This window comes from Brevibacterium salitolerans, from assembly GCF_039531405.1.
In the GTDB taxonomy this organism is placed as follows: Bacteria; Actinomycetota; Actinomycetes; order Actinomycetales; family Brevibacteriaceae; genus Brevibacterium; species Brevibacterium salitolerans.
In genome coordinates this window covers 1-13,279 of the sequence record NZ_BAAAPZ010000020.1, presented here as the reverse complement: position 1 = coordinate 13,279, position 13,279 = coordinate 1, and the positions used below count along the sequence as shown (strand labels likewise).

11 protein-coding genes are annotated in these 13,279 nt (G+C 72.0%); 3 read left to right on the top strand and 8 right to left on the bottom strand.

The window, feature by feature from the left end:
* Nucleotides 1–11: 11 nt before the first annotated feature.
* From ABD240_RS16895 to ABD240_RS16870, 6 genes are all read right to left on the bottom strand, one after another.
* Nucleotides 12–968, bottom strand: coding sequence for a TIGR01777 family oxidoreductase (locus ABD240_RS16895; RefSeq protein ID WP_344338774.1), 957 nt, complete (start codon nt 966–968; stop codon nt 12–14).
* A complete protein-coding gene (locus ABD240_RS16890; RefSeq protein WP_291792224.1) occupies nt 965–1,648 on the bottom strand; it encodes a TetR/AcrR family transcriptional regulator in 684 nt (227 codons plus the stop codon). The genes ABD240_RS16895 and ABD240_RS16890 overlap by 4 nt, the downstream gene beginning before the upstream one ends.
* A gap of 113 nt (nt 1,649–1,761) precedes the next feature.
* The gene (locus tag ABD240_RS16885) at nt 1,762–2,202 is read right to left on the bottom strand and encodes a transglycosylase family protein (protein ID WP_291792227.1); all 441 of its coding nucleotides are present in this window, start codon (nt 2,200–2,202) and stop codon (nt 1,762–1,764) included.
* Between the two features lie 188 nt (nt 2,203–2,390).
* Nucleotides 2,391–4,772 (bottom strand): ATP-binding cassette domain-containing protein, encoded by a 2,382-nt coding sequence (locus ABD240_RS16880; protein WP_344338771.1) that lies wholly within the window; start codon nt 4,770–4,772, stop codon nt 2,391–2,393.
* A 20-nt stretch (nt 4,773–4,792) separates the two neighbouring features.
* Nucleotides 4,793–5,950, bottom strand: a complete 1,158-nt coding sequence (locus ABD240_RS16875) for a winged helix DNA-binding domain-containing protein (RefSeq protein ID WP_344338768.1) — start codon at nt 5,948–5,950, stop codon at nt 4,793–4,795.
* Nucleotides 5,951–5,961: 11 nt separating this feature from the next.
* Nucleotides 5,962–6,315: a hypothetical protein gene (locus tag ABD240_RS16870; protein ID WP_291792237.1), complete on the bottom strand. Its 354-nt coding sequence runs from the start codon at nt 6,313–6,315 to the stop codon at nt 5,962–5,964.
* A 100-nt stretch (nt 6,316–6,415) separates the two neighbouring features.
* Here ABD240_RS16870 and ABD240_RS16865 point away from each other — a divergent pair, with 100 nt between their 5' ends.
* Nucleotides 6,416–6,760: an RNA polymerase-binding protein RbpA gene (locus tag ABD240_RS16865; protein ID WP_291792239.1), complete on the top strand. Its 345-nt coding sequence runs from the start codon at nt 6,416–6,418 to the stop codon at nt 6,758–6,760.
* A 69-nt stretch (nt 6,761–6,829) separates the two neighbouring features.
* On the opposite strand, the gene ABD240_RS16860 is transcribed toward ABD240_RS16865, so the two are convergent.
* Nucleotides 6,830–7,591, bottom strand: coding sequence for a polyprenol monophosphomannose synthase (locus ABD240_RS16860; protein ID WP_291792240.1), 762 nt, complete (start codon nt 7,589–7,591; stop codon nt 6,830–6,832).
* 230 nt (nt 7,592–7,821) lie between these two features.
* Nucleotides 7,822–8,814: a metal-dependent hydrolase gene (locus ABD240_RS16855; RefSeq protein ID WP_344338764.1), complete on the bottom strand. Its 993-nt coding sequence runs from the start codon at nt 8,812–8,814 to the stop codon at nt 7,822–7,824.
* Nucleotides 8,815–8,850: 36 nt separating this feature from the next.
* Between ABD240_RS16855 and ABD240_RS16850 the strand changes: the two genes are divergently transcribed.
* Both ABD240_RS16850 and secA2 read left to right on the top strand, forming a co-directional pair.
* Nucleotides 8,851–10,542 (top strand): exonuclease domain-containing protein, encoded by a 1,692-nt coding sequence (locus tag ABD240_RS16850; RefSeq protein WP_344338762.1) that lies wholly within the window; start codon nt 8,851–8,853, stop codon nt 10,540–10,542.
* A 54-nt stretch (nt 10,543–10,596) separates the two neighbouring features.
* The gene (secA2, locus tag ABD240_RS16845) at nt 10,597–12,885 is read left to right on the top strand and encodes an accessory Sec system translocase SecA2 (protein ID WP_344338759.1); all 2,289 of its coding nucleotides are present in this window, start codon (nt 10,597–10,599) and stop codon (nt 12,883–12,885) included.
* Nucleotides 12,886–13,279 lie beyond the last annotated feature (394 nt).

Sequence of the window (13,279 nt, the reverse complement as noted above, 5' to 3'; positions counted from 1 at the left end):
GATTATCGGCGTTACCCCAGCTGTACGGGGAGCAGGCCGGAAGGGGTCTGTGCGGCGATGTCGTCGAGCGCCCAGGCGGCGTGGGGAAACCGGAACGCGAAGCCGCCTGCGAGCAGCTTCTCCGGCGCGACCCAGCGGCTCTTGAGGACGAGCTCCGCCTCGGTGCGGATGATCCGCGCGCCGGCCTCCAGCGACCACGCCGGCAGCGGCAGTCCCAGGCGCGTGCCGAGACCGCCGAATCGCGCCCGCGTGAGCGCCATGAACTCCCGGTTCGTCACCGGGTGCGGGCTCGCGAGATTCACCGGCCCACTGAGATCCGGGCGGTCGATGAGATGGCGTACGGCGCGGTGCACGTCCTCGATGTGGATCCAGGACAGCATCTGCCCGCCGTCGCCCTGCCTGCCGCCGAATCCCATCCGCGCGAGGTTCACCATGGGATTGAGCGCGCCGCCCGGGCCCATGACGATCGACGTCCGCAGGGCCACGCGCCGGATTCTCGCCTCGTCGACGGGTGCGTCGAAGAGCTCCTGCTCCCAGGCGCGTGCGACGGCGACGGAGAAGCCCGTGCCCAGCTCCCCCGCGGCCTCGGTCTGCGGGCGGTCTCTCGCGTCTCGGTAGATCGTGCCGGTGCTCGCATTCAGCCACACCGGCGGCGGTGAGGCGCAGGCGGCCAGGGCGAGCCCCAGTCTCTTCGTCGTCTCCGTCCGCGAGCGGAGGATCTCGTCCGCGGTGCGCTTGGTGTAGCGGCAGCTCACGGACCGGCCTGCGAGGTTGACGAGGGCGTCCGCCCCGTCCAGAACGGGCGTGAGGTCGTCGTCCCAGGCGGCATCGACCGCGGCGGCTCCCCGCCCGCGCGGCGACCGGCCGATGGTGCGGACGGTCCAGCCGTCCTCCGTGAAGCGCCTGTGCAGGTGACGTCCGATGTATCCGCTCGCCCCGGTGAGGACGAGTGTGCGCGGAGCGGTCATCGGCGTGCTCCTTCCGGCCGGGGGCTCTCCTCGAGCCGATCCATGAGGTCGAGTGCGTCGTCCGCGAGGCGCCCCGCACCGGGAAGCCGCAGCAGGGTCAGCAGGCGGCCGAGGAGCGGAGCGAGCCCGTCGACGAGGGTCCGCGTGCGCGCCTGCGACTCGCTCCGGTCGAGGACCCAGAAGAGTGTGACGCCCATGTGTGCGAGCCAGAGCAGATGCGGCAGCCTCTCCCCCAGTCGTCCGCCGGGCGTGCCCTTCGAGGCGGATGCGACCTCGCCCATGAGCCCCACGGCCGCCCCGCGCGGACGCTCGGAGGCCTGCGAGAACGGGCTGAGCCCCGAATCCGCCGGCAGCGCGCTGCGCAGCAGGACGCCGCCGAGGCCGTGGTGCGGCGTCATGACGTCGAGGCCCGCGTGAAGCGCCTCCGCGAGGTTCTCACTCAGTGCGGCGCCGGGGCGCAGGCGCGGCAGGGCGGCCTCCCTGTGCTCCTCCTGGATGCGGACGTAGAGCTCCTGGACGAAGGCGTCCTTGCCCTCGAAGTGGTAGTAGGCGTTTCCGGTAGCGACGCCCGCCTCCGCCGCGATCTGTCGCATGGTCGTCGCCTCGTAGCCCTGCTCGGCGAAGAGGCGCAGCGCGGTCTCGGCGAGCAGGGCGCGGGTGCGGTCGGACTTCCGGGTCATGCCGCCACCGTACACGTATTTGAACGTGTTCAAAAGGCCTTGGCGAGGCAGAGAGCGGCACCGGACCCGCGGATGGATCCGGTGCCGTTCTCTGCCGTTCCGGGTGACGGGCCTCAGCTGGCGCCGAGACGGGGCTTGCCGGAGTCTCCGGAGCCTTCGTCCTTCTTCCCGTCGTCCTTCTTGCCGCCGCCGTCGTCGGCCGCACCGTTCTCCTTGGTGAGCCCCGCCTTCTCGCCGCAGGTCGGCCAGGCGCCCGGGCCCTGCTCCTCGAGCGTGTTCTGGGCGACGCGGATCTGCTCGGTGCGGCTGGCCTCGTGCGGCATGCCCTCCCCGCCGAAGGCCTCCCACGTCTGCTGCGAGAACTGGAGTCCGCCGTAGTAGCCGTTGCCGGTGTTGATGTGCCAGTCGCCGCCGGACTCGCAGTCCGCGACGCGGTCCCAGACGGAGTCCGAGGCGGCCTGTGCAGGCGCGGCGCCGAGCATTCCCGCCGCCGCGACGGCGCCGGCGCCGCCCAGCAGCGCGAGCGAGCGGATGCCCTTCCTGAGGTGCTTCACGGTGTCGTCCTCCTCGATGCGCGGAGCATCATCGGGTGCGTGTGTCTCCTGCGGTGTTACCGCACAGTGGCCTGTTCGTTATCAAGCCGTTATGCACGCTAGCGAACACCGCCGCGGCTGCGAAAGCGGTTTCGCGGCCGCGGCGGTGTGCGTTCCCGGCGAAGTTCCTCCACGGGGACTGACCGGGCTCAGCTCTGCACGTACTCCGCGAGGTGGGCGCCCGTGAGGGTGGACTCCCCCGCCCGTGCCTGGGCGACGAGGTCCGCCGGGGTGCCCTCGAACACGACGGTGCCGCCGTCGTGGCCGGCCCCGGGCCCCACGTCGACGAGCCAGTCCGCGTGCGCCATGACGGCCTGGTGGTGCTCGATGGCGATGACGGTCCGGCCGCTGTCCACGAGCCTGTCCAGCATGGCGAGCATCGCCTCGACGTCCGCGAGGTGCAGGCCGGTGGTGGGTTCGTCGAGGACGTAGACCTCTCCCTCGCCGGCCATGTGCACGGCGAGCTTGAGCCGCTGGCGCTCTCCGCCGGAGAGCGTGGTGAGCGGCTGGCCGAGTGCGATGTAGCCCAGTCCCACGTCCACGAGGCGGCGCAGGATCCTCACCGCGGCCGGCACCTTCGCCTCGCCGGCGGAGAAGAACTCCAGCGCGGCGGCCGCCGGCATGAGCAGGACCTCGGAGATGTCCTTGCCGCCCAGCCGGTACTCGAGCACCTCGGCCTGGAACCGCCGTCCCTCGCAGACCTCGCACGGCACCGCGACCCCGGCCATGGTGGGCACGTCGGAGTAGATGACCCCGGCGCCCCTGCACGAGGGGCAGGCACCCTCGGAGTTGGGGCTGAAGAGCGCGGGCTTCACCCCGTTGGCCTTCGCGAAGGCCTTGCGCACGGGCTCGAGCAGGCCCGTGTAGGTTGCGGGATTGGACCGCCGCGACCCGCGGATGGCGCCCTGGTCGACGATCACCACGCCCTCCCGTCCGGCCAGGGAGCCGTGGATGAGCGAGCTCTTGCCGGAGCCTGCGACGCCCGTCACCACCGTGAGGGTGCCGGTGGGCAGATCCACGTCCACGTCGCGCAGGTTGTGGAGGTCCGCCCCGCGGATCTCCAGGACGCCGGTCCGCTCCCGCACGGCGGGCTTGAGGCGTGCGCGGTCGTGGAGATGGCGCCCTGTCGGGGTGTCCGCGCTCGCGAGCTCCTCGACGGTGCCGGTGAAGACGAGCTCTCCGCCCCGGGCGCCCGGCCCGGGGCCCAGATCCACCACGAGGTCGGCGATCGCGATGGTCTCCGGCTTGTGCTCGACGACGAGGACGGTGTTGCCCTTGTCCCGCAGCCGCAGCAGCAGCCGGTTCATCCGGTCGATGTCATGGGGGTGCAGGCCGGTGGTGGGCTCGTCGAACACGTAGGTGACGTCCGTGAGCGGTGAGCCCAGCTGCCGCACCATCTTGATCCGCTGCGCCTCTCCCCCGGACAGCGAGCCCGAGGAGCGGTCGAGCGAGAGATAGCCCAGTCCCAGGTCGACGAGGCCGTGCAGCAGCTCCCGCAGACCGTCGACGAGAGGCGCGAGCTCCGGCAGGGAGAGGCCGGCCACCCACTGTTCGAGGTCGCTGATCTGCATGGCGCAGGCGTCCGCGAGGGAGATGCCGTCCACGAGGGACGAGCGTGCAGTCGCGTTGAGCCGCGTGCCGTCGCACTCCGGGCAGCGCACATAGGTGAAGGCGCGGTCGACGAACTCGCGGATGTGCGGCTGCATGGACTCCCGGTCCTTGGACAGCATGGACTTCCGGGTCTTGGGGACCAGCCCCTCATAGGTGGAGTTGATGCCCCGGAACTTCACCTTCCGCGGTTCGCTGTGGAGGAAGTCGTGCAGCTGCTGCGGGGTGAAGTCGCGGATGGGGACGTCCGCCGGGACCAGACCGGACTCCGCGTAGTAGCGGACGGACCAGCCGCCGGGCTTGTACCCGGGGATCGTGATGGCGCCCTCGTCGAGGGAGAGGTTCTCGTCGTAGAACTGCGTGAGGTCCGCGTCGTGGACGACCCCCAGACCTTCGCACCGCACGCACATCCCTCCCTGGACGGTGAAGGAGCGGCGCTCCCTCTTCGTCGATCCGTCCGGCTGCTCGACGGTGAGCGCGCCCGCGCCGGAGGCGGAGGCGATGTTGAAGGAGAAGGCGTTGGCCGGGCCGATGTGCGGGGAGCCGGCCTTGGAGAACAGGATCCGCAGCATGGCGTTGGCGTCCGTGGCGGTGCCCACGGTGGAGCGGGGGTTGGAGCCCATGCGCTCCTGGTCCACGATGATCGCGGTGGTGAGGCCCTCGAGCCGGTCCACGTCCGGCCGCTGCGGCGAGGGCATGAAGCCCTGCAGGAAGGAGCTGTACGTCTCGTTGACGAGGCGGCGGGACTCCGCGGCGATGGTGTCGAACACCAGAGAGCTCTTGCCGGAACCGGAGAGGCCGGTGAACACCGTGAGCCGCCGTTTGGGCAGGTCGATGCTCACGTCGCGGAGGTTGTTCTCCCGCGCGCCCTGCACGCGGATGAGGGAGTGGGCGTCTGCGGGATGCGTCTGCGGGGAGGTCATGCGTGAGAGCCTATATGCGCTCATTCCCTCACGTGGGGGAACGCGGCGAAGAGCTTCTCGAAGCGGAGCCGCTGGGCGGCGGAGACGTCCGCCAGCGGTTCGAGGACGAGCCTGCGCCTGCCCGCGGGGCCCGTCCGGCTCCAGATCCCCACGAGGCGGCCCCGGCGGAACGCCCCGCGCTTGAACACGCCGTTGTTGCCCGGCACCAGCGCCGTGTGCTGCTCCTCGCTCATGAGGAAGAGCCGGTCGCCGTAGCCCAGGACCAGCTCGTCGAACCCCGGGAGCAGCAGCTCGCGCATGGCCTGCCGCTGCGTGCCGGAATCCGCATACTCCTCGAGCAGGCCCGGGCGGAACCAGAGGCGCTCCTCCCCCGGCAGCCCGGCCTCGGCCGGCAGCGCTGACTCCAGTTCGTCCTCGACGAGCGGCAGGGCCTCCCGGATCCGGGTGAGCGGCAGCTTGGTCCACCAGGCGAAGTCCCGCAGGGAGGCGGGCCCGTGGGAGAGCAGGTAGCGCCGCAGCAGCTCCGCCGTCGCCGCGGTCCGGTCACCGTCGAAGCGGTCTGCGAGCCCGGAGTGCGGCGGCAGCCAGCTGTCTGCGTGGACGACGGCGGTCTCCCCCTCGCGCCACGGTCCGTAGGCCGCCGTGCCCGTGGAGATGAGGTGGACGAGCAGGTGGTAGCCGCGGCCCCCGGCCGGGTCGATCCCCGCGCGCTCCCACGCGTCGAAGACCTCCGCACGCGGCACTCCCCTGCCGGAGCCCGCCGCCGAGGCCGGGCCCACGAGCGTCTCGAACACCTCCCGCGCGGTGCGGACGTGGGCGTCCTCGAGCCCCAGCCGCGGGCGCCGCCGCACCGCGGCGCGCACCGGTGCGGCGGCGCACAGCTCCGTCATCCAGCGCAGGTCCCGCGCAGGGGCGACGAACACGGTGCCGCGCATGGGATAGCCGCGGACCAGTGCCCCGGAGTCGAACGCATCCGTGACGGCGGCGATGCCGGCGTGGGAGCGCAGTGCGAGGGAGGCCAGCACGCCGGAGAGGTCCTGACCCTGCAGCGCGCCGAGCGAGGAGGCGACGGCGTGCGGGGCGACTGCGGGAGAAGAGGTGCCCTGCGGTGGGGTGAGGCCCTGGGCGAGGATCCGCAGACCGGCGAGGCGCCGGTCCGCGGTGAGGGAACGAGCCACGGACCGGGGGCTCAGGAGCGCAGCAGGCGACGGGCCCGGCGCGCGCCCACGCTCACACCGGCGCGTGCGGTGGCGAAGACGCGGTCGGTCCGCTCGCCGCGCCCGGGCACACGCTCACCGGCCGCCGTGAGGAGATCGGTGAGGCGCTCCTCCGTGCGGTCGACGGCCCCGCCCGGTGCCGCGGCACGGCGGGCGCCGGTGCGCGCGGACCGGGCCGCGGCCTCGGCGACGTGGACGGCCGTGCGGCCGGCGGTCGTGGCGGTCCGGGTGACTGTGTCCGCCGCTCTGCGCAGCCGGCGGCCCGTGGTCCACTCGACCTTCTCGAAGACGTCGTCCGGCTCGATGGGCTCGCGCATGCTCGTCATGCGGTCAGTCTAGCCTCCGGGGACGGAAGGGGGAATGCGCGATGCGGGTACACTGTTGTGTTCGGTGCAGACCTCCCCAACCTGAAGAGATGAGTGACAGATGAGCGAACGCAGCCTTCGCGGCACGCAGCTGGGCTCCCGCAGCCTCGAGTCCGAGCAGGGAGTCGAGCCGGCTCCGCGGCAGATGGTCGAGTACAGGTGCGAGGACGGCCACACGTTCACCGTCCCGTTCTCCGTCGAGGCGGACGTGCCCGCGCAGTGGGATTCCGGCACGCACGGCATCGGTGTGCGCGTGGACGGCGGCGAGGCCGAGGAGGAGGAGACCAAGCCGGTCCGCACCCACTGGGACATGCTCCTCGAGCGCCGCTCCTTCGAGGAGCTCCAGGTGCTCCTCGACGAGCGCCTCGAGTTCCGTCGCGCAGGCGGGGTCACGAAGGGCCACTGAGTCCGGTCGCCGGCGTCACAGACAGCTCCGCCCCGCACCAGCAGGTGCGGGGCGGAGCTGTCTCGCCCGTCAGCGACCGCTGTGCGCGGGAGTCCGGCGCCTGCCCAGGAGCTCCCTCACCTGCTGCAGGCGGCGCTGTGCGCCCCAGCGGGCCACCTGCGTGAGCGCCTCGGTGATGATGTCGCCGTCCATCTTCGAGCTCCCGAGCTCGCGTTCGATGAATGCGGTGGGCACCTCCGCGATCGTGAGTCCGGCGGCGAGCACGCGGCGCGTCATGTCGATCTGGAAGCAGTAGCCGGCCGACTGGACGCCGGTGAGGTCGAGGGCCTCGAGCGTCGTCCGCCGGAACGCCCGGAAGCCGGCGGTCGCATCCGCCACTCCCATCCCGATCGCGGCGTTGGCGTAGACGTTGGCCGCGCGGGAGAGGAGGTGCCGGCGCAGCGGCCAGTTGACGATGGCGCCGCCGGGCACCCACCGGGAGCCGATGGCCAGGTCCGCGCCGTCCTCGACGGCGCGGAGCAGCAGCGGGAGATCGCGGCCGCGATGGGAGCCGTCCGCGTCCATCTCGCAGATGATCTCCCAGTCCCCCTCCAGCGCCCACCGGAAGCCGGCGAGATAGGCCGCTCCGAGGCCGCCCTTCCGGGTGTTGTGGAGGACGTGGATGCGGGGGTCCTCCTCCGCGCGGCTGTCCGCGTACTCGCCGGTGCCGTCCGGTGAGCCGTCGTCCACGATGAGGACGTCCGCCCGGGGCGTCCACTCGAAGAGCCGGTCCAGCGTGTGCGGGAGTGACTCGATCTCGTTGTAGGTGGGGATCACGACAAGTGTTTTCATCGCCGCCACTCTAGCGGAGGAGCCTGCATGGCGTGGGGCAGCCGGCGACGGAGCCTTCGGGCCGCACAGGGCCGGCAGTATGCCGTTGTCAGCACTGTGCCAGTGCCATGCGTTGTCTAATGGCTCCGCCGCCGCGACCGGCCCCACGGATGAGGCGCGGGGACGAATCTACCGATATGCACGGGTGCGGGGCAACCGGTCGCGGTCCCCTGTATGCGGGACCGCGCCGCTCAGACCCGCACGCCGCGCACCCACACCCCGCGCGGGACCGGAAGGGGGCTCTCGCCGGAGAGATCCGGCAGGCCGGCCGTGCCGGAGCGGGGATCCGTGCTCCAGGCCGCGAGGCGGGCGTCCGCCACCTGCACCACGAGCTCGCCCGTCCGCCAGCGCACCGCTGTGGCCTCGGCCCCCGGTGCCAGCACGCCTCCCTCGAAGCTGCCGACGGCGCGGAAGCCGAACCGCGTGGCGGCGTTGAAGGCTGCTCGCGCGGAGATGCCGGCCTCGGTCCGGAACACGGCGGCGGCGAGGGTCTCCCAGGGCTGCGGCCGCCCCTGCGCGTCGACGGCGTCCAGAGCGAAGCTCAGCTGTGCCCCGGCGCTCATGAGCGGGGCGAGCGGCTGTGCGCGCGCTGCGGGATCGAGCGTGATCCCCACACCGGCGGCTGCCAGAGGGGCGATGTGACGCTCCTCGATCCCGCAGCGGACGAGCACGCGCCAGAGCCCGCGCTGGGCACGCGTGCGCGTCTGCGCGTCCGCGAGGGCGGCGAGCACGGCGTCGAGCTCCTCACCGGTGTCCGCGACGACGTAGAGGCTTGTCCCGTCCTCCGCCCCGAGCGCGCTCGTGAGCTCGGCCGCCCGCACGGCGCGGCGGGTCCCCGCGTCCGCGAAGGGATGGGCGAGGACGGAGAGAGCGGCGGGGGCGGCCTCGGCGAAGGCGCTCAGCGCCTCGGGCGTTCCCAGTGCGTGCACCGTCGTGATGCCGGCGGCCAGGAGCGCCTCGGGGTCCGCGGCCGGTCCGGACCCGTCGAGGAGGAGGCCGGCATGGACGAAGCCCGGCGTGAGGAAGTCCCCGTCGAGGTCGATCTGCTCGCCGGGCATGGTGCGGGCGGCCTCGTCCTCGCCCACCCAGGAGACGAGGGGGCCGGAGAAGGCGAGGGCGGTGGCGAAGGGGTCGACGCTGGAGTAGACGTCGCCGGAATGGAACACGGCAGTTGAATCGGTCATCGGAACAGTGTCCCACGCCCGGGATAGGCTCGGACCGTGACCTCTCCTCTCCTCGTGCTCGACACGCCGACGCTGTACTACCGGGCCTTCCATGCTCTGCCGGACACCCTCCGGTCCCCGCAGGGGCGTCCCGTCAACGCCGCCAAGGGCCTTCTCGACGTGCTCTGCCAGCTCGTCGACCAGTGGGGTTCGCGCCGGCTCGTCGCGGTGATGGACGCGGACTGGCGGCCGGACTTCCGCACGGCCCTGCTGCCCTCGTACAAGGCCCATCGCATCACCGACGACGCGCGGGGCACGGAGACGCCGCCGGACCTCGAGGCGCAGCTGCCGCTGATCTTCGACGCGCTCTCCGCCCTGAGCATCCCCATCGCGGAGGTGCCGGGCACGGAGGCGGACGACGTCATCGCCTCGATCGTCGCCCAGTGCCTCGACGAGGACATCGTCATCGTGAGCTCCGACCGCGACCTCCTGTCCCTCCTGCAGCCGCAGCGGCGCGTGCGCGTGCACCGTCCGCGCACCGGCGGCCGCTGGGAGACGACCGGCGCGGCAGAGCTGCCTGCGCTGTTCCAGGTGGGCACCGGCGCGGAGTACCGCGCGCTGGCGGCGCTGCGGGGAGATCCCTCGGACGGGATCCCGGGTGCCCCCGGGATCGGAGACAAGACGGCGGCCAGGCTCATCGCCGGCTGGGGAGGCCTCGAGGAGGTGCTCGCCGCGGCCGCCCGCGGTGAGAAGGATCACGGCCTCTCCCCCAAGCGCCGGGAGGCGCTCGTGGAGCACGCGGACGCCATCCGCGCCGGCCATGCCGTGATGGAGGGGCTGCTGGACCTCGAGGTCGCGGAGTTCGTGGCCGGGGCGGGGACGGCGCCGGATCGCGACCGGGCGCTGCGCCTGGGTGCCGAACAGGGCCTCGAGCGTTCGATCGCCCGAGCGCTGGCCGCTCTCACCGGTGAGACGGTGCAGGTGCGGAGCGCGCCCCCGGCGGCTGCTGCCGCACCGGCACCGGTGCCTGCGCCGAAGGCCGGCGCTCCCGGGTGGGCGCAGCGCTTCGTCGCCTTCGACCTCGAGACGACGGGCGTGGATCCGCACTCCGCACGCATCGTCTCGGCTTCCCTCGTCCCCTTCGAGGGCGGTGCCGAGCGGCCTTCCCGGAACTGGCTGGTGGATCCGGGCGTGGAGATACCGGAGGCCGCCCAGAGGGTCCACGGCATCAGCACGGAGCGGGTCAGGGCGGAGGGGACGCCGGCGGCCGAGGCCGTGCCGCAGCTCCTCGCCGCGGTCCGGTCCCTCCGGGAGTCCGGCACCCCGCTGGTCGGCCACAACATCGTCTACGACCTCACGGTGCTCGCGGCGGAGGCTGCCCGCATCGGTGTGCTCCCCTCCCCCGCGGCTTTCCTGGACCTCCTGCCGCCCGTGCTGGACACCCTCGTCCTCGACAAGCAGGCAGACAGGTTCCGCCGCGGGCCGCGCACTCTCGAAGCGCTCTGCGGGCACTACGGGATCAGCCTCGTCGATGCACACGACGCCTACGCCGATGCCCGCGCGGCGGGTCTCCTGGCGCTGGGGCTGGCGGCGGCCTCGGCGGAGCTCGCCGGCACCTCGGCGGAGGACCTCCACGCCCGCCAGATCGAGTGGAAGCGGACGCAGGCGGCCGGCCTCCAGGAGTGGCTGCGGCGCAAGCGCCCGGACGCGGTGGTCTCCGGGGGTTGGCCGCTGGAGCACGACCGCTGAGACGGCGACGGGCCGTGAGCGTGCACTCAGCTCCGCCTGCATAGACTGACGCCCATGGGACTTCTCACACGACTCCTCAATCGACCGGGCTCGCAGGCGGACAGGCGGGTGGGCCGCTTCCTCCGCTCCAGTGCGGAGCTGGAGACGCTCGGTGAGGAGTTCGCGGAGCTCACCGACGAGGAGCTCACGGCACGGGCCGGCGAGGTGTTCTCCTCCGGCAGTCCGGACGAGCAGCGCATCCGCTACGCGGCGCTGGCGCGGGAGGCGGCGGACAGAGCCCTGGGCGAACGCCCCTACGACACGCAGCTCACCGGCCTCGCGGGCCTCCTCGACGGCACCGTCGTGCAGATGCTCACCGGTGAGGGCAAGACGCTCGTGGGTGCGCTGGCCGCGGCCGGATATGCCCTGCAGGGACGCCGCGTGCACGTCGTGAGCGTGAATGACTACCTCGCCGTCCGGGACCGCGACTGGATGGCCCCGGTCTTCGAGCTGCTGGGAGTGGAGGCGGCGGCGATCTCCGGCGCCGCTCCGGACGCGCAGCGACGGGAGTCCTACCGGGCGGCCGTGGTCTACGGCTCGGTCTCGGAGATCGGCTTCGACGTCCTCCGGGACCGCTTCCGCCTGCCCGGTGAGGAGCTCCGGATCCCGGAGCGCGACGTCGTCATCGTCGACGAGGCGGACTCGGTGCTCATCGACGAGGCCCGGGTGCCGCTCGTGCTGGCGGGCTCGACCGAAAAGGAGGACGCCGACCGTGCCATTGCGCGGCTGGTGGCCGGGTTGGATCCGGAGGAGCACATCGAGGTGAGCGAGGACCGCCGTTCGGTCTCGCTCACCTCGGCCGGCATCGATCGGGTCGAGGAGGAGCTGGACGCGGACCTCTACGGTGCGGACACGGACCGGCTTGCGGCGGTGAACATCGCCCTCTACGCGCGCATGCTCGTCCACCGCGACGTCGACTACATCGTCGTGGACGGCGAGATCAAGCTCGTCGATGCCGCGCGCGGGCGGATCGCCCAGCTCCAGCGGTGGCCGGACGGACTGCAGGCCGCGGTGGAGGCGAAGGAGAGCCTGGAGACCTCGGTGAGCGGCGAGATCCTCGATCAGATGACGGTCGAGGAGCTCATCCACTCCTATGCGCGCGTGTGCGGCATGACCGGCACGGCGCTGGCCGTGGGCGATGACCTGCGAGAGTTCTACGACCTGGAGATCGTGCCGGTGGACCCGCACGAGCCGGTGATCCGCGTGGACGAGCCGGATCGCCTCTACACCTTCCAGGAGTCCAAGGAGCGGGCGATCGTCGAGGAGGTCGCCGCGGCGCACGCGGAACGGCGTCCGGTGCTCATCGGGACGCGCTCCGTCGCGGAGAGCGAGTCGCTGGCCGCGCGCCTGCGCGAGCGCGGGATCGAGTGCGAGGTGCTCAACGCGAAGGACGACAGCCGCGAGGCGGAGATCATCGCCCGCGCGGGCCGGGCGGATGCGGTGACCGTGTCCACGCAGATGGCCGGACGCGGCACGGACATCCGGCTGGGCGAGGAGAGCGACGACGGCGCGGCGGACGTCGCCGAGGCCGGGGGCCTGCTGGTGATCGGCGCCGGCCGCTACGAGTCCTCCCGTCTGGACGACCAGCTGCGCGGCCGTGCGGGGCGTCAGGGCGATCCGGGCACCTCGGTGTTCTTCACCAGCCTCGAGGACGATCTCATGACGCGCGTGCCCGAGGCCCAGCGGTTCGTGGAGGAGGGTGATGAGACCGGTCTCATCGCCTCCAAGCGCGCAGCTGCGCTGGTGGAGCACGCGCAGCGGATCGCCGAGGGTGAGAACACCGCGGTGCACCGTGACACGTGGCGCTTCAACGAGCTGATGGCCAAGCAGCGGCAGCTGGTGCTCACGCGCCGTGAGGAGATCCGCACGGGTGAGCGCGGACCGGAGGAGCTGCGCGAGATGCTGGGAGCCGAGCGGGTCTCGGAGATCGAGGAGGCCACCTCGGCAGACGTCCTGGACGCAGCGATCCGCGATGTGATGCTCTTCCGGATCGACGAGCGCTGGGTGGAGCACCTGGCGTTCCTCAATGACCTGCGCGAGGGCATCCATCTGCGGACGCTGGCGCGGGAGAAGCCGCACGAGGCGTTCAACACGGAGTCGATCGAGGCGTTCTCCACGTTCTGGGACGATGTGCTCGCCGCGGCCTGCGATGTGCTGGAGGAGGCGGAGTTCACGGAGGACGGCGTCGATCTGCCCGCACACGGTCTCAAGCGCCCGTCGTCCACGTGGACCTATCTCACGACGGAGAACGTGTTCGGCTCGGACATCGAGAACGTGGTGAAGCGGGTGCGCGCGCGTCGGTGAGGTGCACGTGTGTGGGCGCACGGTGCGAGTGCTGCTGGACGGGCCGTGTGATCATGTGACTCGGTAGGAGCGGGCCTGTCGGACTCTGTGGAGTTCGGCGGGCCCGCTCTGCTGTGCGCGGGCGGTCTCTGCTGTGCGCGGTGTCTGTGATCGTCGTCAGCAGTCTGTGTTCTCTCAGTCGAGGGCGAGGGCCTTTCACCTGTGGTGTCGGTGCTCTCAGGGCGTGGGCGGGAGTTGTGTCCGTGCCTCACGATAGATTCGAACCAGATGAATCTTTGAGGCTGGACACGCACAGTTGAGGAGGTGACGATGATGTCACCCCGGCCATTGCCCGCACTCCCGGCACACCCCGGCCGCCCCGCACTCCCGCCGCTGCTCGCCGGCACCGGGACAG

Excerpts from the sequence above, each read along its gene's own strand:
- ABD240_RS16895 (WP_344338774.1), bottom strand. The coding sequence starts at position 968 with ATGACCGCTCCGCGCACACTCGTCCTCACCGGGGCGAGCGGATACATC.
- ABD240_RS16890 (WP_291792224.1), bottom strand. The coding sequence starts at position 1,648 with ATGACCCGGAAGTCCGACCGCACCCGCGCCCTGCTCGCCGAGACCGCG.
- ABD240_RS16880 (WP_344338771.1), bottom strand. The coding sequence starts at position 4,772 with ATGACCTCCCCGCAGACGCATCCCGCAGACGCCCACTCCCTCATCCGC.
- ABD240_RS16870 (WP_291792237.1), bottom strand. The coding sequence starts at position 6,315 with ATGACGAGCATGCGCGAGCCCATCGAGCCGGACGACGTCTTCGAGAAG.
- ABD240_RS16865 (WP_291792239.1), top strand. The coding sequence starts at position 6,416 with ATGAGCGAACGCAGCCTTCGCGGCACGCAGCTGGGCTCCCGCAGCCTC.
- ABD240_RS16860 (WP_291792240.1), bottom strand. The coding sequence starts at position 7,591 with ATGAAAACACTTGTCGTGATCCCCACCTACAACGAGATCGAGTCACTC.
- ABD240_RS16855 (WP_344338764.1), bottom strand. The coding sequence starts at position 8,814 with ATGACCGATTCAACTGCCGTGTTCCATTCCGGCGACGTCTACTCCAGC.
- secA2 (WP_344338759.1), top strand. The coding sequence starts at position 10,597 with ATGGGACTTCTCACACGACTCCTCAATCGACCGGGCTCGCAGGCGGAC.